Source organism: Lichenifustis flavocetrariae (genome assembly GCF_026130545.1).
In the GTDB taxonomy this organism is placed as follows: Bacteria; Pseudomonadota; Alphaproteobacteria; order Rhizobiales; family Beijerinckiaceae; genus Lichenihabitans; species Lichenihabitans flavocetrariae.
Genome location: NZ_JAMOIM010000004.1, coordinates 104,836 through 124,352, shown reverse-complemented (window position 1 = coordinate 124,352; position 19,517 = coordinate 104,836). Strand labels below are relative to the sequence as shown.

Sequence of the window (19,517 nt, the reverse complement as noted above, 5' to 3'; positions counted from 1 at the left end):
ATGTCGCAAGCCGTTGAACGCGCGCCAGCCACGCCGACGCCGACCACGAATTTCCGCACCATCGCCCTTATCATCGCCAGCGCCATGTTCATGGAGCAGTTGGACGCGACCGTGCTGACGACGGCGCTTCCCACCATGGCGCGGGAGTTCGGTGTCACGGCGCCGAGCATGAGCGTGGCGCTGACATCCTACCTGCTCAGCCTCGCGGTATTCATTCCCGCCAGCGGCAAGGTCGCCGATCGCTTCGGCGCCCGCACGGTGTTCCGCTCGGCCATCGTGGTGTTCACACTTGGCTCGATCCTCTGCGCGCAGGCGCATAGCCTCGGCATGTTGGTCGGTGCCCGCATCTTCCAGGGTCTCGGCGGTGCCATGATGATGCCGGTCGGCCGGCTCGTGCTGCTGCGCAGCGTCGAGCGGCGCGACATGGTCTCCGCCATGTCGTGGCTGCTGGTCCCCGCCTTGATCGGCCCAATCATCGGGCCGCCGGTCGGTGGCTTCATCGTCACCTATCTCGACTGGCGCTGGATCTTCTACATCAACGTGCCGATCGGCATCCTGGGCTTCGTGCTGGTGACGCTGTTTATCGCCAATACGCCGGGCGTGCGGGGCGAACGCTTCGACTTTCCCGGGCTCATCTTGTCCGGAACAGCGCTCGGCTGCCTGTTCTTCGGCTTCGAGATGTCAAGCCACGACGGCGAGCGCGCCCTGACGCTTGGGTTGCTCACGATCGGGACCGTCTTCGCGGCCGGCTACGTGGCTTACGCGCGGCGCGTGCCCGCGCCCATCCTCGATCTGTCCCTGATGCGCATCCCAAGCTTCGGTCTGTCGGTCTGGGGCGGATCGCTGACGCGGGTCACCCAGGGAGCGCAGCCGTTCCTCCTGCCACTGATGCTGCAGATCGGCTTCGGGCTCACGGCCGCTCAGAGCGGCACGATCGTATTCGCGACCGCGATAGGATCGATGGCCATGAAGGCGCTCGCGCCGCGCGTGCTGCGTCGTTACGGCTTTCGCCAGAGCCTGATCGTCAACGGTATCGTGGCGAGCCTTGGCTACGCGGTCTGTGCGGCTTTCCGGCCTGGCTGGCCGCTCCCGCTCATGTTCGCGGTTCTCATGTGCTGCGGCTTCTTCATGTCGTTCCAATTCACCGCCTACAATACGGTGGCTTACGACGAAATCCCGCATGAGCGGATGAGCGCCGCCACGAGCTTCTACACGACCTTCCAGCAGCTCATGCTCTCAGTCGGCATCTGCGTCGCCGCCCTAGTGCTGCAAGGCTCCATGGAGGTGCGGGGCCATACGACGGTTCAGCTGGCCGATTTTTCGACAGCCTTTCTGATCGTGACCGGGATCTCCCTCCTCGCGACCTTCTGGAACCTGCGCTTCTCACCCGATGCCGGAACCGAGATCAGCGGGCATCGGATGATCAATCCCCGCTCGAAGCCGGATGCCTGACGGCGTGCCGCCTCAACGGAACGGCAGGTGCAGGCGGGCTGCCTCGATGGCGCCTGTGGCCAGCGCCGCCTTCAACAAACCGCCGACGATGAAGGGCGTGATGCCAAGCGCGATGGCCTTGTGCGGGCCGACGAAGTGAGCCAGCCAAGCGGCGCCGACCAGCAGGATCAGGGCATTGGCCACGACCATCAGCCCGAAGGAGGACACGAGGCCCCAGGACGTGACACCGCGCTCCGCGCACCATCCCACCAGGGCCGCAGCGATCACGAAGGCCACCAGGTAGCCGCCCGTCGGCCCCATCATGTAGGCGGGTCCCGCTGATCCGGCCGAAAGCACCGGCATGCCGAGTGCTGCCTCGCCGAGCCAAAGCAACACGGAGGCCGCCCCAAGCCGCCAGCCGAACAGAGCACCCACCAGTGTGACGCCAAATGTCTGCATGGTCATCGGCACGGACAGCAGCGGTACCGAGATCCAGGAGCAGGCCGCCAGAAACATCGAAGCTGCCAGCACCGCGAGCACGCGCGTCAGAACCGGCTTTCCACGAAGTCGCAGTGGGACATAGGCGGTAGAGTCCGTGGCGAGAGCCGAGATGCTCATGGAATGATGTCCTTCATGGATTGAACCGCGGCGCAGGCCATTCAGCCGCAGGGTTCGCGTGCGGCGCTTATGCAGCCGGACAGGTGTCGAACGCAATGACCCTTTGGCAACAGAGCGCCAGGAGCGAAGGGGGCGCTTTCGGCATCAACCAGCGGCATCGCACATTGGGCCGACGCATCAGTCATTTCGCACAATATTTGCGCAGTATGATGCTCAGAAATAACAGCTTTCGCGCTTACTTTCCACTATCGCGCCGATATAGCCTGGAAGCGGGAACTCTTCCGACGCCGCAGCGTTCGCGGCGAAGTAACCTTCTCGACGGCGGCGGCGCTCATGCACATCCGATGCGGCTTCAACATCTCCTACTTCTGCAACATGCCGACCGCGATGAACTTCCTCCTGAGCGTCCGGCCGGAACGGGAGCGTGATCTGATCGCGCCGCAAGTGATCAATTTCGACCCCTGGGTGCCCTCACGCACCTACCGCGACCAGTTCGGCAACCGCGTGACCCGTGTGCTCGCCCCCGCGGGTGAAATCCGCGTGACCTCTGATTTCATCATCCAGGATTCGGGTCTGCTCGACGAGGTCGGCTGGGACGCGCCGCAGCACAATGTCGAGGACCTTCCCGACGACGTGATGGTCTTCCTGATGCCGAGCCGCTATTGCGACATGGAGCATCTGACCGACCTCGCTTGGTCGCTGTTCGGCCATACGCGTCTCGGCTGGGAGCGCGTGCAGGCCATCGTCGATTACGCGCACAATCGCATCCGCTTCGATTACCAGCAGGCCCGCAGCACCCGGACCGCCAGCGAGGGGCACTTCGAGCAGGTCGGCGTGTGCCGGGACTTTGCCCACCTTGCCGTGACGCTCTGCCGCTGCATGAACATCCCGGCGCGTTATTCCACCGGCTATCTTGGAGACATCGGCGTTCCGATCGTGCCCGATCCGATGGATTTCTCGGCCTGGTTCGAGGTCTATCTCGGGGGCCGCTGGTGGACATTCGACGCCCGTCACAACAAGCGGCGCATCGGACGGATCGTCATGGCCTATGGGCGGGACGCGGTCGACGTGGCGATCTCGACGGCTTTCGGCTCGGCCCAATTGCGCGACTTCGAGGTCATCACTGAGGAAGCTCATCAGGTGACGAGCCAGAGCCGTTCCTACGAAACCCGCTTTTCCTCGCAGACCGTGACCGCCTGAGACATCTCGCTCCAGTGAGTTTGCCTTCGGCTCATTGGCGCTGCTCTTTCGGCAACACGGCAAGAGCAGTATCGGCTGGTACTTCGGACCCGCCGTTCGAACACGAATGCAACGCAGCTCTGCAGAGACACGGGATGGCGTGCCAGAGTGGGTGCGTCGGAGCCTCTCCTGTGTCATGAACGCGTGTTCAGGCAACAGGCGTCGTGGTCCGTTTTTTGAAGCGCCAATGGGTGGGATGCCGTCGCAGCCGCCCTGACGGGCTGGCTTTCATGACGACGCTCCATCGGGAAGGATCACATGACCGTTCTTTCGGTTCGGCATGTTACGACATACAACTACAAGCGGCCTGTCCGCTTCGGCGATCACCGCATCATGTTTCGTCCCCGTGACAGCTATGATCAGCGCCTGATTTCGTCGGATCTCGTGATTACGCCCGAGCCACGCCGGATTCGCTGGCTGCACGACGTCTTCGGCAATTGCGTCGCCATCGCGAATTTTTCGGGTGAGGCCACGCAATTGCTGTTCGATTCCTCGATCGTGCTCGATCACACGCCGTTGAATGCCCCTGATTATTCGATCGAGGATTACGCCCGCTCCTACCCTTTCACCTATGGGGCGGAGGAAATGCCCGACCTCGTGCGGCTGATCGAACGGCAGTTCCTCGATCCCGACCACAAGGTCGACAAATGGGTGAAGCGCTTCCTGAGGTCGGGGCGGGCGACGGACACCGGCCAACTTCTGATGACCATGACCTATGCGATCAAGGAGGGCTTCACCTACACGCACCGGCACGAGCGGGGGACGCAGGATCCGCTGACCACCTTGAACACCTCGAAGGGCACGTGTCGTGATTTCGCGGTGCTTATGATGGAGGCTGTTCGCTCCCTGGGCCTCGCGGCGCGGTTCGTTTCGGGCTACCTGCACGTTCCGAGCGACGCGGATGAGGAGCATGTCGGCGGCGGCAACACGCATGCCTGGTGTCAGGTCTATCTACCCGGCGCCGGGTGGGTCGAATTCGATCCCACCAATGGCATCGTCGGCAACCGCGATCTGATCCGGGTCGCCGTCGCGCGCGACCCCCGGCAGGCCTTGCCGCTCTCGGGCACGTTCTACGGTGCGTCGGAAGACAATCTCGGCATGAAGGTTTCGGTCGACGTGCGCGAGATGAAAACCGAAGTGGCGTTGGATGGGTCGACCGAGCTGACTCCGGTCGTGGGGGCCGCCGTCGATGCGCCGCCAAGAGGCCAGATGCAGCCTGCCTGAAACCCGAAGACCCCTTTGCTCGGTCATGAGCACGAAGGGGGCCAGGCTGCCTCAGAACCGGACAGGACCTTGATTGTCCGAATTTGCGCACAGCCTGTGCCGATTGAGGCCCGTTATCAGGCAAGGCAGAACTCTCTAGATGTGAGTCGATCCAGAGGAGAACGTCCATGATCGACATCAGCACAGCCGGAACATTCAAGCTTTGCGACCGCACGGTGAAGCGGATGGGCTACGGTGCCATGCAGCTCGCAGGCCCCGGTGTCTTCGGGCCGCCGAAGGATCGCGACGGCGCCCTTGCGGTGCTGCGCGCCGCCTTGGCGCACGGGGTCGACCATATCGACACGAGCGACTTCTACGGCCCGCACATCACCAATCAGCTTATCCGCGAGGCGCTTCACCCCTATCCGCGGGATCTCGTCATCGTCACCAAGGTGGCCGCCCGGCGTGGTGCCGACGGGTCCTGGCTCCCCGCCCTGTCGCGTGAGGAACTGACCCAGGCGGTGCACGACAATCTCCGCAATCTCGTCCTCGATGTGCTCGACGTGGTCAACTTGCGCAGCATGTTCAATCCCCACCATCCCGTCGAGGGCTCGCTTGAGGCACCGCTGACGGTCCTGGCCGACCTTCAGCGGCAGGGCCTCGTGCGTCACATTGGGCTCAGCAACGTCACCTCTACGCAGGTCGCCGAGGGGCGCCGGATCTGCGAGATCGTCTGCGTGCAAAACCTCTACAATCTGGCGCATCGTGACGACGAGGCCCTGATCGACGAACTCGCCGCCACGGGCACCGCCTATGTGCCGTTCTTCCCGCTCGGCGGGTTCACGCCCCTGCAGTCGACGGCCTTGTCGGATGTGGCCGCAACCCTCGACGCGACGCCGATGCAGGTGGCGCTGGCCTGGCTGCTCCGCCGCGCGCCCAACATCCTGCTAATCCCGGGAACCTCGTCGGTGCGACATTTGGAGGAAAACCTCGCGGCGGCCGACCTCATACTGCCGGACGACGCCATGCGGGTCCTGGATCAGATCGCGACGCCTCACGTTTCAGCCTGAGGGATCTTCCCCGGCGCATACGCCGGGGGCTTAGAGGGCGAGGCCGAGCTGCTGTTCCTCGGCAAAGCCGCGCAGCGGGTCGAATCCCGAAAGTGTCAGCCCCAGCAGACGCACGCCGCGCTCGACGGGACAAAGGCCGAGCAGCAATCCCGTCCCGGCTGCCCGGAGCGTGTCGAACGATGTTACGGCACCGCCGGGACTTTGCGCGCGCGTCACTTGCCGGAAATCGGCATATTTGACCTTGAGCGTGACAGTACGGCCCAACGCGCCGCCCTGCGCGGCCCGCTCCCACACCTTCTCGGCGATGGGGTGCAATGCGGCAACCAGGTCGTCTTCCGCCCGGAGGTCTTCGAAGAAGGTCCGTTCGGCGCCGATCGACTTGCGCTCGCGATGCGCCCGTACCGGCCTGTCGTCTCGTCCCCGAGCCGCCCAGAAGTAATAATCGGCGGACTTGCCGAAATGCTCCTTCAACATGGCGAGGCTCTGCGCCCGGAGATCGGCTCCCGTCGCGATCCCGAGCAGCGCCATCTTGGCGGCCGTCACAGGACCGACGCCGTGGAACCGCGACACCGGCAGCGCCGCAACGAAATCGGGACCCTGGCGAGGTGTCACCACGCAAAGACCGTCGGGCTTGTTGTGATCTGACGCGAGTTTGGCCAGGAACTTGTTGTACGACACGCCGGCGGACGCGGTCAGCCCCGTCTCGGTCTTGATGCGGCGCCGGATCGCCTCGGCGATGGCGGTGGCCGAGCCCATCCGTGCCCGGTCCTCGGTCACGTCGAGGTAGGCCTCGTCGAGCGACAGCGGCTCGACGAGATCCGTATAGGTCTCGAAAATCGACCGGATCTCGCCCGAGACCGCCTTGTAGACGTCGAAGCGGGGCGGCACGAAGGTAAGGTCGGGGCAGAGCCGCCGCGCCGTCACGGACGGCATGGCCGACCGCACGCCGAACGTCCGCGCCTCGTAGCTCGCCGCCGCCACGACCCCCCGCTCTCGCGCGCCGCCGACCGCGATGGGGCGCCCGCGCAGGGCCGGGTCGTCGCGCTGCTCGACCGACGCGTAGAAAGCATCCATGTCGACATGGATGATCTTGCGCTGGGGTTCAACCTCCGGGCTCATCGGAACAGATGATGAACATTTTGGGCCGGCGTCAAGAGGTCTGTCGCGCCAGAGATGCGTGGAAACGGCTTGCCACGGGCGACGACCGAGATAGTCTTCGACCGTTGCGACGCCCGCCTCAGGATAAAATCATCCGACAGGCCCATGGGGCCGGGACAAGCACGGAGTGTTCCACCGATGGGCGACAAGGACGACTGGTTCGAGGAGCAGAGCCTCGGTCGGATTGCGGTCGTCGACTGGCGTGGGTGGCTGTGCACCCTGGCTCTCATGGTTCTCTGCTTCGTGGGCACGGGTGTCGAGAGCGCGTGCCGGCCGGATCACCCGATCCTGGAAATCGTGTTGTTGGTGCCGCTGGGAGTGCTGCTCCTCGGTCTTGCCTGGTTCATGTCCACACGGACACGGCGATCCGGTGGGGGCCGGGGCTAAGCTCTGAAGCCGAAGGGATTGGTTGTGCGCGGCCTGGTTCGACCCTTCTCCGACGTCAGTGGCGCCATGGCAAATGACCAGGAATGGTGGTGAACGGACGGACCGATATCGGGAGCGTGGTTGGCAATACCGCCGTGGCGGAAAATATCAGCTTTCCGTTGGGAGCACTGCAACGACTATCAGTTGGAAAAACAACTTCCCCTGAACGCGCCCCGCGCCCGCACCAATGTTCTACGACTTTTCTTCGAGCCGCGCCTTGTCGAATGCCCTCCTGGCTTTCCGGAAGCGGTCTGCATTCTCGACGATCCAGGTCCATAGCGGGACCATGCGAACAAGCATTTCCATGCCAGTGTCGGAGAGCTCATATTCAACCCTGGGGGGCATCTCCCCAAAGTCAACACGAAGAACCAGTCCATCACGCTCCAACTGGCGAAGCGTACGCGTCAACATCCGTTGAGTGACGCCATGCATTCGCCTGCCGATTTCCGCGTGACGTAGTTGACCATACACCCCAAGCGTATGGATGACGCCGAGCGACCAGCGGCTGCCGGCATGGGCGAGGACTTCGCGACGCAGACCGTCATCATCGTCCCTCAGGCCATCGCAGACCGTCTGGGAGTAGCGGAGAATGCCGTCTCGGTTCAACGATCTGACCTCGGTATCACGCATGTACCTTCTTTCCTGGACGGCGATGCATCGCCAGATCAAGGCGACAACGAATTTCCCAACAGGCCGGAATGATGAACGAAGCAATGTCCGCCGTTATGTCCCGTAATATCCTCGTACTGGGAGCTGGAGAACTGGGTCTCCCGGTCCTGCGCAATTTGGCGCACCGCGCAAAGGATGTGAAAGGGGCGAAGATCAGCGTGCTGCTGCGCGGCAGCGCAGTCGAGTCTGATGTGCCGGTCAAGCAACGCGACATCACCGAAATCCGCAGCCTGGGAATAGAGATCGTCATAGGGGATCTGGTGAAAAGCTCGATCGATGATCTCGCATCGGAGTTCGCACAATATGACACGGTGATCGGTTGCGCCGGCTATGCCGCCGGGATCGACACGCCCATGAAGCTGGCGAAGACCGCATTGCAGTCGGGCATTCCCCGCTATTTCCCATGGCAGTTCGGTGTCGATTTCGACGTGATCGGTCGGGGCGGTCCGCAGGACATCTTCGACGCACAGTTAGACGTGCGGGAACTGCTGCGTGCCCAGACCGATACCGAGTGGGTCATCATCTCGACCGGCATGTTCATGAGTTATCTGTTCGAGCCGGAATTCGGCGTGGTTGACCTCAAAAACAACGAAGTTCATGCGCTGGGCAGCCTCGACACCGCCGTTACACTGACAACTCCTGACGATATTGGAGCGCTGACCGCCGAGATCGTGTTCGTAGAACCCACCATCAGGAATGAGATCGTGTATCTGGCCGGCGACACCGTGACCTATGGAGAGGTCGGCGACAAACTTGAAGCGGCTCTGCATCGCCCGTTCAGCCGTTCGGAATGGACCGTACCATTTCTGATGGAAGAACTGGCGCGAGACCCACAGAACATGATGCGCAAGTATCGCGCGGCGTTTGCCCAAGGGCGCGGCGTGGCCTGGAATAAGGACGGTACGTTCAACCAGCGCCACGCCATTCCTGTCACCGATGTGGCCGCGTGGATCGACGCCAATCTTGCGCCAGGTCGTGGCGGGTAATTATGTAGCCTACATAGGCTATATCCCTCTTATTGACGCACAATCTGCATACGTCGATGCGCTACATCGAGCCGGTGCTGATGAATCGTCGGCGAGTTCTTACGCAAGGGAGAGTAAGTGTACATCACAATACCTTCCGGAATGAGAACATGCGGCGGGAAAGTGCGAGCGGTTCGATCATCGGGAACAGGGATCGTGCACCGAACAATTGAATGAACTGTGATGGAGAGAAAGCAGACGGGCCGACCTACAACGGAATCGCCGCTCTCCATTCGATGCGGGTCTCCGCGAGGTCAAGCTGGTCACTTCCTCCCTCATTGCTCACCGACAATCCGGAGGATTGCAAGATGTCTGTGACCCAGGAAGACATACCGCACTTCGCGCATGACGGAACGGCGTGCCTCGGCCGCCTCGCGGGCCACACGGATCTCCGCGCCTGCCGGCCAAGGCCGGAGAGGCGCTTCCCTGTGGCCAACAGCCATGAGCTCGAAACCGCCCCCCTCCGTAGATGCGCCTACGCCCGATGATGCACGGGTGGCTTGCCGTACACAGGCGTGGGTATCCCCTCCATGCGGGCCTTGAGCTGCAACGAAAGATATTGCGAATAGTGGCGCGACTGATGCAGGTTGCCGCCGTGGAACCAGAGTCCCTCCTGCTGGGTCGGCTTCCACATGTTGCGTGGCTCGCCCTCCCAGGGTCCCGGATCCTTGGTGGTGTCGGAGCCGAGGCCCCACACCTTGCCGACCTTGTCGGCCATGTCGGGTGACACGAGCCGGGCCACCCACCCGTTCATGGAGCCGTAGCCCGTGGCATAGACGATGAGATCGGCGGCCAGTTCCGAGCCGTCGCTCAGCACGACGCCGGTCTCGGTGATCTCCCGCACATCGACGCCGCTCTTCAGCTTGATGTCGCCATTGGCGATGAGTTCCGAAGCGCCGACGTCGATGTAGTAGCCCGAGCCGCGCCGCATGTATTTCATATGCAGGCCCGACCCGTCGTCACCGAAATCGAGCATGAAGCCGACCTTCTCCAGCCGCCGGTAAAGCTCCGCGTCGTGTTCGCGGATGGCCTTGACGGTCGGCATGTGGAACTCATGCATCAGGCCGTAGGGGATCGAGGCATTGATCAGGTCGGCCTTGTCGGTGGTGATGCCGCGTTCGAGCGCCGCTTCCGAATAGAGCCGGCTGGTGCCGAAGCGGAACAGAGAATCCGAGGTCGAGATGTGGGTGGAGGTACGCTGCACCATTGTCACGTCGGCCCCGTTCTCCCAGAGGTCGGCGCAGATGTCGTGGGCCGAATTGTTGGAGCCGATCACGACGGCCCGCTTGCCCCGAAAGGTCTCGCTGCTCTTGTGCTGGCTCGAATGGTGCTGCTCGCCGCGAAAGCGCTCCATGCCCGGATAGGTCGGCATGTTGGGCAGGCCCGACATGCCGGTCGCAAAGACGAGATGCTTCGGGTGCAGCGTCACGGGGCGACCATCGCGCGTCACCTCGACGGTCCACGTGGCGCTCGCCTCGTCGAAGGTCGCCTTCTCGCAGGTGGTGGAGGTCCAGACGTTGAGCTCCATCACCTTGGCGTACATTTCCAGCCAGTCGGCGATCTTGTCCTTGGGCGAATAGACCGGCCAATCATCGGGGAATGGGAGATAGGGCATGTGGTCATACCAGACCGGATCATGCAGGCAGAGCGACTTGTAGCGCTTGCGCCAGCTGTCGCCAGGCCGGGCATTGGCCTCGAGCAGGACGGTGGGCACGCCCAGCCGTTTGAGGCGCGCGCCGAGCGCCAGACCGCCCTGCCCGGCACCGATCACCACCACATAGGGCTGCGTCTCGGTGCCGAGCTGGCTTTCTTCCTCCTGCTTACGCTCCAACCAGGATTTACGATCGCGGTGGATGCCATGTTCGGCCCCAAACACACGCCGCCGACCCTTTTTCTCCTCAAACCCTTTCAGCTCCTCCATCGAGGTCAGCAGCGTCCAACATTTGTCGCCCTTGAGTCGCAGATAGCCCTTCCCGCGCGACACGCCGGTCTCGAACGTGAACCACCCTTCGGTCACGCCATCCTGCTCTGAGGCATTGCCATCAGCCTTGAAACTGTTCGGCGCCGTCTCGGCCAAGGTGGCCTTCAGCATCGACTCGATGGCTGGCTTGCCCTCGGCCGTCGTGAGATTCCAGGTGAAGGCGATGAGGTCGCGCCAATAGCAAGCTTCATCGAAGAGCGCGAGGGCGCCCGGAATGTCGCGCGCCTCCATGGCTCTATTGAAGGCTGACACCCAAGCCGAGATGCGGCGGGTCGCGTCCGTGGTCTCCATGATGCTCCGTCCCTGAACTGTTTTTGTTTGTTGTACCGCGGGCCGTTCTCTGGCGTTCGCGTTCCTTCAGCCTGCGACGGGAAGCCGGCGAGTTCAAGGCCCTGGGAGAGCGTAACGCCAACGCATCCCGCGTCCGCTATCGCATGATGTTCCTGCGCGGCCCCATCCGGTGATGCCGTGGCCGCACCCGACCGTTTGTGTCACGAGATGGCAGATTGGGTGGCGAGGTGATGACATTGCCACTGGGGCTCACGCGCACCCCGGGCTGCCCCGCAATGATCGGTGTCCCACGCTGTGGGATCTTGCGATGGGTTCGTGCGATCGCGGGGCTGAGCAGGATCAGCAGCGCTGTGGCGGCGAGGAAAATTCGTTTCATCAACTCGGGGTCCTGCGGAGGCTTCTTATCACCTAAGGCAGAGGCGGCGGCGGCCAAGGTCCAGCCCGCCTCGGTCCACGAAACACATTGACCCAGCCAGATGCGCTTTCTAACATGCTACCAAGAACGGCGTGAAAAAAGTGCCGCGGATCGCAGGGAGGATCACACTCTATGAATGATAACAGCTATACGGCCGATCGACGCCGCCTGCTCAAGGTGCTCGCGGCCGGCTCGGCCGCCGCGGCGCTTCCGCTCGGGTTCGGCACGCCGGCATTCGCGGCGAACAAGCGAATCGCGCTTGTGGTCAAGAACCTCGGCAACACCTATTTCGACGCCTGCCGGGACGGTGCCAACGAAGCCGCCAAGCAACTCGGCGGGATGGAGATCATCTATACGGCGCCGACAAAACCCACCGCCGAAGACCAGATCGCCGTTCTCGACTCGCTGATCGCCCAGAAGGTCGATGGCCTGATCATTGCGGCCGATGACGCCAATGCGCTGGTGCCCGTGGGCAAGAAGGCGATGCAAAGGGGTATCAAGGTCATCTCCTTCGACTCCGCGGTCGCGACGGGCGGTCGCCTGATGCATCTCAGCGCCTCCTCGACCCCGATGATCGGTGCGAAGCAGGTGCAGATGATCGCCAAGACCCTGAAGGGCGAAGGCGAAGTCGCGATCCTGTCGGCCGCCTCCACCATGACGAACCAGAACAGCTGGATCGCCGCCATGAAGGAGGAGTGGAAGAAGCCCGAATATGCCAAGATGCCGCTCGTCGCGACCGTCTATGGCGATGACCAGGACGACAAGAGCTATCGCGAGATGCAGGCGCTCGTGAAAGCCCACCCGAATCTGAAGGGCGTAATCTCGCCCACGACGATCGGCATCCGGGCGGGCGCTAAGGCCATCATGGACGGCGGCCTCATCGGCAAGGTCTACATCACCGGACTCGGCCTGCCCTCTGAGATGAAGGACGCCGTCGAGAAAGGCGCCTGCGACAGCTTCGCGATCTGGAACCCGGTCGATTACGGCTATGCCGCGACCATGATCATGGCCGACATTCTCGGCGGCGCTTCGGCCAAGCCCGGAACCTCCGTGAAAATGGGCAGGCTCGGTGAAACCAAGATCGGTGACGACGGCGAAGCCGTGATGGGCGAACCCTTCACCTTCGACAAGAGCAACGTCGAGAAATTCGCCAAGATTTTCTGATCGCTTTGCCCTTCTCCCGCATGAGCGGGAGAAGGTGGCCTTGCGAAGCAAGGTCGGATGAGGGTCTGCTCAGGCTTCGATGCGGCCCTCATCCGGCCTGCCGGCCACCTTCTCCCGTTCACACGGGAGAAGGAGAATACCCCGTTGTTTCACCTGAACCGGCCCCTCATGCCCTCAGATCCCGTCCTCACCCTCGCCGGGATCTCCAAGAGCTTTCCCGGTGTCCGGGCGCTGAGCGATGTCGGCTTCAGTCTCTATCCGGGGCAGGTCACGGCTCTGATCGGGGAGAACGGCGCCGGAAAATCGACCATCGTCAAGACACTGACGGGCATCTACCTCCCCGACGAAGGGAGCTTGACGGTCGGCCAGGAGGCCAAGCACTTCTCCTCGCCGCGCGACGCCTGGGCGGCCGGGATCGCGGCAATCCACCAGGAGACGGTGATGTTCGACGAACTCACTGTCGCCGAGAACATTTTCACCGGCCACATGCCGGGAGGGACTTTGATCGATTGGGCGGAAGCCCGGCGACGCACGGCGGCGCTCCTGAAACGTATCGACGCCGATTTCAAGCCGGAGACCAAGCTGAAGCGCCTGTCGGTCGCCCAACAGCACATGGTGGAGATCGCCCGGGCCCTAAGTCATGAGGCCAAGGTCATCATCATGGACGAGCCGACGGCGGCGCTCTCATCCCACGAGATCCAGGAGCTGTTTCGCATCGTCGACCAACTCAAGGCGGAAGGCCACGCCATCCTGTTCATCTCGCACAAGTTCGACGAGATCTTCCGGGTCTCGGACCGTTGGGTCTGCCTGCGCGACGGCGAGAAGGTCGGTGAGGGACTGACCCGTGACGTGCGCGAACCCGATCTCGTGCGCCTGATGGTGGGTCGCCCGGTCGACCAGATCTTCCCCAAGCGCGCCCTGACCATCGGTGAGACGGTGCTGGAGGTCGAAGGCCTGTCGAACGCCACAGAATTCGAGGATATCGGATTCACGCTCCGACGCCGCGAGATCCTCGGGTTCTACGGCCTCGTCGGCGCCGGGCGATCGGAGGTCATGCAATGCCTGTTCGGCATGAGCCGGCCGACGCGGGGACGGGTGACGCTCGAGGGCCGTCCCTTCGTGGCCAAGGCCCCGGCGGACGCGATCGCGGCCGGCATCGCCTATGTGCCGGAAGACCGGCAGCATCAGGGCGCCGTGCTGCCACTGGGAATCCGCGAAAACACGACGCTCGCCTCACTCGGCGCGCATGTGCGCTACGGCTTCCTGTCGCGCAACTCGGAACGCGCCGCCACCCGGATGCTCGGCACCCGACTTGCCGTGAAGGCGGCGCATTGGGAGCAGCGTCTTGGGGAATTGTCCGGCGGCAACCAACAGAAGGTGGTGATCGCCAAATGGCTTGCCACGAAGCCCAAGGTCGTGATCCTCGACGAACCGACCAAGGGCATTGACGTCGGCTCCAAGGCCGCCGTGCATGATTTTATCGGCGAACTGGCCGAAGATGGGCTGGCCGTGATCCTGGTCAGCTCGGAGCTGCCGGAGGTCATGGGGCTGGCCGACAGAATCATCGTCATGCACGAGGGCCAGATGGTCACCGCCGTCACGCGGGGCGGCCCAGGTTGGAGCGCGGAGGCGATCGTCGCGGCGGCCACAGGGGCCGATCACCAGGCGGTGGCGGCATGAAGCGGCTGGCCACCTATCGCGAGATCATCCTGGCGGCCATCATCGCCGTCATGGTGATCGGCATCAGCATCGTGGCACCCGCCTTCGGCACGCGCGACACGTTCGTGGCGGTGCTGAACGACACGGCTTTCCTGTTCATGATGGCGCTCGCTCAGATGATCGTCATCCTGACGCGCGGCATCGACCTCTCGGTCGCGGCCAATCTGGCTTTGACCGGCATGCTCACCGCCATGGTGGCCGAACATCACCCCGACCTTCCCATCATCGTGTTTGTGGTTCTGTCGACCGTGATCGGGCTGGGGCTCGGGCTGATCAATGGCGGGCTCGTCGCGGCGCTGCAGATCCCGCCGATCGTCGTGACGCTCGGCACGCTGGCGGTGTTCCGCGGCATGATTGTGGTCATCGGCGGCGGCGCGCAGGTCGATGGCGCCAATATGGGCGCGAATTTCCAGCTGCTGCCGAAGCTGACTGTGTTCGGCCTCTCCAGCATCTTCTGGATCGCCGTGTTGATTGCGGTCGCCTGCTGGCTGTTTCTGACGCGCACGCGGCCGGGGCGTGGCCTCTACGCGGTCGGCTGCAACCCGGTCGCGGCGCGCTATTGCGGCATTGATCTCGGTCGGCAGCAGCTCATCGCCTATGCGATCTCGGGCGCCGTCGCGGGTCTCAGCGGCTATCTGTGGGTGGCTCGCTACGGCGTCGCCTATGTCGAGATCGCCACGGGCTATGAGCTGACCGTGATCGCCGCCTGCGTGATCGGCGGCGTGTCGATCGGCGGCGGCGTCGGGTCGGTCGCCGGCACGCTGCTCGGCGCGCTGTTCATCGGCCTCATCGTCAATGCACTGCCGGTGATGCAGGTGTCTCCGTTCTGGCAGATGGCGATCTCGGGCGCCGTGATCCTGCTCGCCGTGATCATCAATGCCCGCGCCGAGGCACGGCCCGACAAGCTCATCCTGCCGCGCGCGCGGCGTGAAGCCGCTCGGGTGGGGGCCTGATGCGCGAGGCCCCGATCATGACCGACCTCGCGCTCCGCCCATCGCAGCCGGCCGCCGCTCCCCAGCCAAAGCCCCGTTACACCGTGGCGGATCGTGCGCCGCGCCGCCTGTCGGATTTTCTGCTGCGCTGGGAAACCATCCTGGTCATCCTGCTGGCGGCGGTGATCATCGGCAATACGCTGCTGTCGCCCTATTTCCTCGATCTCTACAACCTGGCCGACACCACTTATAATTTCTCCGAGAAGGCCATTATCGCGCTCGGCATGGCGCTATTGATCCTGGTGCGGGAGATCGACCTCAGCATCGCGGCCATCATGGCGCTGGCCGCGCTCGCGATCGGGTCGCTGGCAGCGCATGGCGTTGCGCCGCCCCTGCTGATCCTCGCTGGCCTTGGCGTGGGGCTGCTCTGTGGCGCCGTGAACGGCCTCTTGGTCACGCGCACCGGAGTGCCGTCGATCGTCATCACCATCGGCACCATGTCGCTGTTTCGCGGCATCGCCCAGGTGACGCTCGGCGACCAGGCGCTGACAACCTATCCGGACAGCTACCTCGCGCTCGGCCAATCCTATTTCATCACCATGCCGCCGACGCCGCTGTCCTTCCTGATCTTCCTGGTGCTGGCGATCGTGTTCGGGGTGGTGCTGCACGGCACGGCGATCGGGCGGCAGCTTTTCGCCATAGGGGCCAATCCGGTCGCGGCACGCTTCGCCGGCATCAGGGTCGACCGGCTGCGCTTCGCGCTCTTCACGTTGTCGGGCTTGCTGGCGGGCTTGGCGGCCGTGCTCCTGACCGCCCGTATCGGCGTCGTCCGCCCGAATATCGCGCTCGGCTGGGAGCTCGACGTTGTCACCATGGTGGTGCTGGGCGGCGTCGCCATCTCGGGCGGCGTCGGCACGATCCTCGGCGTCGTCCTGGCCGTCTTCGTGCTCGGCCTCGCGACCTTCGGCCTCTCGCTCATGAACGTGCCCGGCATCGTCATCAACGTGCTGCTCGGACTCTTGCTGATCCTGTCGATCGCGGCGCCGATCGTCATCCGGCGGTTCTTCGGGCGGTTTTAGAGACCGTTGGACGTGGAATTCAGGGGCAAATTGGCCGCTCTCAGATCGGGCTGCTGAACTCCGAACGTCGCAGCCGTTCATTGGCCGCGACCAACGTCCAAAGTATGCCGTTGCAGGTCAGCTTCGTCACCGACAGCGGCGCGATATCGATACGCCAGAACGCGGGAGGCGGAGACCCAAGGGCGGCGACGATAGCGGCCCTCACGACGCTCGCGTGGGTGATCGCCACGATCTGATCGGACTGCCCCCGAAGGCCGTCGAGCCATGCCGCGACCCGAGCCAGAAGGGCGAGCAACGATTCGCCGCCATGAGGGCAACTGGCCGGGTCGCGAAGCCACTGCGCCATGCCCACGGGATCGTCGGCCTGCACGGTTTCAAGGGACCGACCGGCCCACCTGCCATAGTCGCACTCGCGGAGGTCGGACTCGCTCTCAGCCGGAAGGCGGAGTGCTTCCGCCGTCTGCTGCGCCGCCAAAGCAGGGCTTCTCAAACAGCGCGCCCGGTCATTGAAACGCGCCGACATGGCGCGGGCTTGTTCGAGACCCGGGTCATCCAGAGGTTCGTCCGCGGGAAACAATGCGATCCGATTGGCCCGCGTCGGCGCCTGACACACAAGCGTCAACCGCAGAACCACGCGTCAGGCCCGGATAGCGGCTCCAAGGCGCGGCGTGCCGGCCATTAGATGCTGCTGTGCCAGCCGGCCGAAGACCAGCCCGATCGTCGTCCACATCAACAGCTGAGCGCCCAGCGAAGCGATGCGGAACTGCCACAACACGACGGCCGGAAACTGTGCGGGAACTTCGTTGACGGATGGCAGCAGCAGGGCCACGACCGTCACCACGACGAGATAGGCCGCACCCGCCACCACGGCGGCATCCCAGGCGCCGAGTCGCGCGAGCAACCGCCGGTGCAGCATCGACGCCCCGATCATGCTCGCGAGCGAAAGTGCGATCATGGCGAAGTACAGCGCTGTGCGCATTCCGATCGTCTCGGGCTCCCCCACCGAGGGTGGGTTGGCGGGATATTTGAGACTGGGAAGCACATAGACCGCGATGAAACCCATGCCGGCCAGCAGGGCCGAGACCGACCTCGCCTCTAAAGCACCCATGCGACCGTAGGCGAGCGCGAAGACAAGCGCGAACAGACCGCCAAAGGCCGCGCTGTAGACGACAACGCCCGTGAACAGGCCAAGGCCCGCCTGGACGGGCCGGCTCACGAGTTCTTCGTCGGGTGCCGCCGCCGGCATGTCCATGCCGGGCATGGACGCCTTGGCCTTTGCGTCGTCCATCTGGGCTTCAAACGCGATCGCACGATCGACGGAAGGCTCGCCGAAGGCCTTCAAAAAGCAGAAACAGATCAGGCCCGCGAGGACACCGGCCAGCATCCCGCGCAACAGCAAGTTTCCAACCATAAGACGGGCTCCTTAGTGGCAGGGGAACCCAAGCAGATGGCGGCCGTCATGCACGAATTCATGCACATACATGCCTCGGATCAGCGAGGTCGCGCCTTCCTCGGCACCAACGAAATAGATGGCCAGCATGAGAAGAAGGCCACCGAATATCGCCCAGGGAAGCACCTGACGGACCGGAATGGCGGCGGGCCGGGATTTGGCCGGGAATGCAACTGACGTCATCATCGATCTCCTTGGGATTTCGCGTCCCGTTCAAGAGCAGTCTGATTGCGGGAGGGGTCTGGCTCTCCACTCTCGCGAGCAGAATACAGTGGCGCGACCGCGCCGGGCTTGCACCGGCTTCCGCATCCCGCAAGGATGCCGCAGTGACCATGCGAGGGCAGCGGTGCGATGTCAATCCGGAGCCGCCGGCTTATGTCCAGACTCAGGCACCGGTTGCCCCGACAGGCTCTCCGGCCGGCGCCCGTCGTCCTCACTTGAGCACAACTTGTTCTACCAATCGGGAGACTCATCATGAAAGATCTTTCGGGCAAAGTCGCCTGGGTGACCGGAGCCGGAAGCGGCATCGGCGAGGCTGCGGCCCTGGCCTTGGCGGGTGCGGGGGCCAAGGTGATGCTCACGGGTCGGCGACGCGAGCCGCTCGATGCCGTGGCAGACCGCATCGGCGCTGCGCGCCAAACAGCCGCTGTCGCCACCGGCGATCTCACCCTGGCCGGCACTGCGGCTACGATCGTCGAGGCGATCCGCGAGCGCTTCGGCCGGCTCGACATCCTGGTCAACAATGCCGGCACCAACATCCGCGAGAGGCGCTGGGACCAGTTGACGCCCGAGGGAATCGATACCGTGATCCACGGCAACCTTTCGGCGGCCTTCTACTGCACGGTCGCTGCTCTGCCCATGATGCGCGCCCAGCGCGATGGTGTGCTGATCCACACGGCCTCGTGGGCCGGGAAATTCATCGGGCCGGTTAGCGGCGCGAGCTACACGGCCGCCAAACACGCCGTCGTGGCCATGAGCCAGAGCCTGAACATGGAGGAATACAAGAACGGCATCCGCTCGACCGCCGTGCTGCCGGCCGAAGTCGCCACCCCGATCCTCGACAGCCGCCCCGTGCCGCCCTCGGCCGAGGACCGAGGCCGCATGCTGCAGCCGGATGACCTCGGCGACCTGATCCTCTATATTGCAAGCCGGCCCGCCTCGGTCTGCATCAATGAGGTGGTGATCAGCCCGACCTGGAACAGGATGTATCTGGGTTGAGCATCATCGAGCCGAACTGGAGGGGACCCCGAAGATGGACGCACATGGACGCGTAATCTGGAGCGAACTCAACACCCGCGATCCCGAAACCGCCAAGACATTCTATGCGAAGGCCCTGGGCTGGCGTGTCGAGGACATGCCGATGGAGGGCGGCTACACCTACGGCATCATCATGAATGGCGGCGAACGGGTTGGTGGCATGTTTTCGCTGAATGCACCGCAATTTGAAGGCGTGCCGGACCATTGGCTCACCTATATCGGCGTCGATGATGTGGATCATCGGATGACGCTCGCCGTCGAGTCCGGAGGCACGATCGTGCGGGCGCCTTGGACGATCACTGGCGTCGGCCGCATCGGCCTTTTGCGCGCGCCGGGGGGCGCCTTCATGGCCTGGATGACGCCGATGCCACCCGCGCCAAGCCCCTGACG

19 protein-coding genes are annotated in these 19,517 nt (G+C 63.8%); 12 read left to right on the top strand and 7 right to left on the bottom strand.

Annotated features, from left to right (window positions below; translation table 11 throughout):
* Nucleotides 1–1,452, top strand: a complete 1,452-nt coding sequence (locus M8523_RS08015; RefSeq protein ID WP_282584324.1) for an MFS transporter — start codon at nucleotides 1–3, stop codon at nucleotides 1,450–1,452.
* Nucleotides 1,453–1,464: 12 nt separating this feature from the next.
* On the opposite strand, the gene M8523_RS08010 is transcribed toward M8523_RS08015, so the two are convergent.
* Nucleotides 1,465–2,049: a biotin transporter BioY gene (locus M8523_RS08010; RefSeq protein ID WP_282584323.1), complete on the bottom strand. Its 585-nt coding sequence runs from the start codon at nucleotides 2,047–2,049 to the stop codon at nucleotides 1,465–1,467.
* Nucleotides 2,050–2,382: 333 nt separating this feature from the next.
* Between M8523_RS08010 and M8523_RS08005 the strand changes: the two genes are divergently transcribed.
* The 3 genes from M8523_RS08005 (at nucleotide 2,383) to M8523_RS07995 (ending at nucleotide 5,561) form a co-directional block, all read left to right on the top strand.
* Nucleotides 2,383–3,249 (top strand): transglutaminase-like domain-containing protein, encoded by an 867-nt coding sequence (locus M8523_RS08005; protein WP_282584322.1) that lies wholly within the window; start codon nucleotides 2,383–2,385, stop codon nucleotides 3,247–3,249.
* A 297-nt stretch (nucleotides 3,250–3,546) separates the two neighbouring features.
* Nucleotides 3,547–4,512, top strand: coding sequence for a transglutaminase family protein (locus M8523_RS08000; protein WP_282584321.1), 966 nt, complete (start codon nucleotides 3,547–3,549; stop codon nucleotides 4,510–4,512).
* A gap of 167 nt (nucleotides 4,513–4,679) precedes the next feature.
* Nucleotides 4,680–5,561: an aldo/keto reductase family oxidoreductase gene (locus M8523_RS07995; protein WP_282584320.1), complete on the top strand. Its 882-nt coding sequence runs from the start codon at nucleotides 4,680–4,682 to the stop codon at nucleotides 5,559–5,561.
* Nucleotides 5,562–5,591: 30 nt separating this feature from the next.
* Here M8523_RS07995 and dinB read toward each other — a convergent pair whose 3' ends face one another.
* Nucleotides 5,592–6,680: a DNA polymerase IV gene (gene dinB, locus M8523_RS07990; protein WP_282584319.1), complete on the bottom strand. Its 1,089-nt coding sequence runs from the start codon at nucleotides 6,678–6,680 to the stop codon at nucleotides 5,592–5,594.
* 177 nt (nucleotides 6,681–6,857) lie between these two features.
* Here dinB and M8523_RS07985 point away from each other — a divergent pair, with 177 nt between their 5' ends.
* Complete coding sequence (locus tag M8523_RS07985) at nucleotides 6,858–7,106, top strand: hypothetical protein (RefSeq protein WP_282584318.1); 249 nt, start codon at nucleotides 6,858–6,860, stop codon at nucleotides 7,104–7,106.
* 231 nt (nucleotides 7,107–7,337) lie between these two features.
* On the opposite strand, the gene M8523_RS07980 is transcribed toward M8523_RS07985, so the two are convergent.
* On the bottom strand, nucleotides 7,338–7,775 hold the full coding sequence (locus M8523_RS07980) for a winged helix-turn-helix transcriptional regulator (protein ID WP_282584317.1): 438 nt from the start codon (nucleotides 7,773–7,775) through the stop codon (nucleotides 7,338–7,340).
* A gap of 68 nt (nucleotides 7,776–7,843) precedes the next feature.
* Here M8523_RS07980 and M8523_RS07975 point away from each other — a divergent pair, with 68 nt between their 5' ends.
* Nucleotides 7,844–8,800, top strand: a complete 957-nt coding sequence (locus M8523_RS07975) for an aromatic alcohol reductase (protein WP_282584316.1) — start codon at nucleotides 7,844–7,846, stop codon at nucleotides 8,798–8,800.
* A 514-nt stretch (nucleotides 8,801–9,314) separates the two neighbouring features.
* Here the strand turns inward: M8523_RS07975 and M8523_RS07970 are convergent.
* Nucleotides 9,315–11,111 (bottom strand): NAD(P)-binding domain-containing protein, encoded by a 1,797-nt coding sequence (locus tag M8523_RS07970; protein WP_282584315.1) that lies wholly within the window; start codon nucleotides 11,109–11,111, stop codon nucleotides 9,315–9,317.
* Nucleotides 11,112–11,658: 547 nt separating this feature from the next.
* Between M8523_RS07970 and rhaS the strand changes: the two genes are divergently transcribed.
* The 4 genes from rhaS to M8523_RS07950 all read left to right on the top strand — a co-directional run bounded on the left by rhaS (nucleotide 11,659) and on the right by M8523_RS07950 (nucleotide 16,420).
* On the top strand, nucleotides 11,659–12,690 hold the full coding sequence (gene rhaS, locus M8523_RS07965; protein ID WP_282584314.1) for a rhamnose ABC transporter substrate-binding protein: 1,032 nt from the start codon (nucleotides 11,659–11,661) through the stop codon (nucleotides 12,688–12,690).
* Nucleotides 12,691–12,858: 168 nt separating this feature from the next.
* Nucleotides 12,859–14,370: a sugar ABC transporter ATP-binding protein gene (locus M8523_RS07960; protein WP_282584543.1), complete on the top strand. Its 1,512-nt coding sequence runs from the start codon at nucleotides 12,859–12,861 to the stop codon at nucleotides 14,368–14,370.
* Nucleotides 14,367–15,362 (top strand): ABC transporter permease, encoded by a 996-nt coding sequence (locus tag M8523_RS07955; protein WP_282584313.1) that lies wholly within the window; start codon nucleotides 14,367–14,369, stop codon nucleotides 15,360–15,362. Before M8523_RS07960 ends, M8523_RS07955 begins: the two co-directional genes overlap by 4 nt.
* Before the next feature lie 17 nt (nucleotides 15,363–15,379).
* Nucleotides 15,380–16,420 (top strand): ABC transporter permease, encoded by a 1,041-nt coding sequence (locus M8523_RS07950; protein WP_428350164.1) that lies wholly within the window; start codon nucleotides 15,380–15,382, stop codon nucleotides 16,418–16,420.
* Nucleotides 16,421–16,460: 40 nt separating this feature from the next.
* Here the strand turns inward: M8523_RS07950 and M8523_RS07945 are convergent, their stop codons facing one another.
* Genes M8523_RS07945 through M8523_RS07935 form a run of 3 tightly spaced genes read right to left on the bottom strand, consistent with a single transcriptional unit; the run spans nucleotide 16,461 to nucleotide 18,053 of the window.
* Nucleotides 16,461–17,033 (bottom strand): histidine phosphatase family protein, encoded by a 573-nt coding sequence (locus tag M8523_RS07945; RefSeq protein ID WP_282584542.1) that lies wholly within the window; start codon nucleotides 17,031–17,033, stop codon nucleotides 16,461–16,463.
* Nucleotides 17,034–17,057: 24 nt separating this feature from the next.
* Nucleotides 17,058–17,831: a CbtA family protein gene (locus tag M8523_RS07940; protein WP_282584311.1), complete on the bottom strand. Its 774-nt coding sequence runs from the start codon at nucleotides 17,829–17,831 to the stop codon at nucleotides 17,058–17,060.
* 12 nt (nucleotides 17,832–17,843) lie between these two features.
* On the bottom strand, nucleotides 17,844–18,053 hold the full coding sequence (locus tag M8523_RS07935) for a CbtB domain-containing protein (protein ID WP_282584310.1): 210 nt from the start codon (nucleotides 18,051–18,053) through the stop codon (nucleotides 17,844–17,846).
* A gap of 291 nt (nucleotides 18,054–18,344) precedes the next feature.
* On the opposite strand from M8523_RS07935, the gene M8523_RS07930 reads away from it, so the two are divergent.
* A complete protein-coding gene (locus M8523_RS07930) occupies nucleotides 18,345–19,088 on the top strand; it encodes an SDR family oxidoreductase (protein ID WP_345894231.1) in 744 nt (247 codons plus the stop codon).
* A gap of 34 nt (nucleotides 19,089–19,122) precedes the next feature.
* On the top strand, nucleotides 19,123–19,515 hold the full coding sequence (locus M8523_RS07925) for a VOC family protein (protein WP_282584309.1): 393 nt from the start codon (nucleotides 19,123–19,125) through the stop codon (nucleotides 19,513–19,515).
* Nucleotides 19,516–19,517 lie beyond the last annotated feature (2 nt).

Bases quoted from the DNA above. Each gene is read 5' to 3' on its own strand.
- dinB (WP_282584319.1), bottom strand. From the start codon at position 6,680: ATGAGCCCGGAGGTTGAACCCCAGCGCAAGATCATCCATGTCGACATG.
- M8523_RS07955 (WP_282584313.1), top strand. From the start codon at position 14,367: ATGAAGCGGCTGGCCACCTATCGCGAGATCATCCTGGCGGCCATCATC.
- M8523_RS07950 (WP_428350164.1), top strand. From the start codon at position 15,380: ATGACCGACCTCGCGCTCCGCCCATCGCAGCCGGCCGCCGCTCCCCAG.
- rhaS (WP_282584314.1), top strand. From the start codon at position 11,659: ATGAATGATAACAGCTATACGGCCGATCGACGCCGCCTGCTCAAGGTG.
- M8523_RS08000 (WP_282584321.1), top strand. From the start codon at position 3,547: ATGACCGTTCTTTCGGTTCGGCATGTTACGACATACAACTACAAGCGG.
- M8523_RS07995 (WP_282584320.1), top strand. From the start codon at position 4,680: ATGATCGACATCAGCACAGCCGGAACATTCAAGCTTTGCGACCGCACG.
- M8523_RS08010 (WP_282584323.1), bottom strand. From the start codon at position 2,049: ATGAGCATCTCGGCTCTCGCCACGGACTCTACCGCCTATGTCCCACTG.
- M8523_RS08015 (WP_282584324.1), top strand. From the start codon at position 1: ATGTCGCAAGCCGTTGAACGCGCGCCAGCCACGCCGACGCCGACCACG.
- M8523_RS07960 (WP_282584543.1), top strand. From the start codon at position 12,859: ATGCCCTCAGATCCCGTCCTCACCCTCGCCGGGATCTCCAAGAGCTTT.
- M8523_RS07930 (WP_345894231.1), top strand. From the start codon at position 18,345: ATGAAAGATCTTTCGGGCAAAGTCGCCTGGGTGACCGGAGCCGGAAGC.
- M8523_RS07975 (WP_282584316.1), top strand. From the start codon at position 7,844: ATGATGAACGAAGCAATGTCCGCCGTTATGTCCCGTAATATCCTCGTA.
- M8523_RS07925 (WP_282584309.1), top strand. From the start codon at position 19,123: ATGGACGCACATGGACGCGTAATCTGGAGCGAACTCAACACCCGCGAT.
- M8523_RS07980 (WP_282584317.1), bottom strand. From the start codon at position 7,775: ATGCGTGATACCGAGGTCAGATCGTTGAACCGAGACGGCATTCTCCGC.
- M8523_RS07940 (WP_282584311.1), bottom strand. From the start codon at position 17,831: ATGGTTGGAAACTTGCTGTTGCGCGGGATGCTGGCCGGTGTCCTCGCG.
- M8523_RS07935 (WP_282584310.1), bottom strand. From the start codon at position 18,053: ATGACGTCAGTTGCATTCCCGGCCAAATCCCGGCCCGCCGCCATTCCG.
- M8523_RS08005 (WP_282584322.1), top strand. From the start codon at position 2,383: ATGCACATCCGATGCGGCTTCAACATCTCCTACTTCTGCAACATGCCG.
- M8523_RS07970 (WP_282584315.1), bottom strand. From the start codon at position 11,111: ATGGAGACCACGGACGCGACCCGCCGCATCTCGGCTTGGGTGTCAGCC.
- M8523_RS07985 (WP_282584318.1), top strand. From the start codon at position 6,858: ATGGGCGACAAGGACGACTGGTTCGAGGAGCAGAGCCTCGGTCGGATT.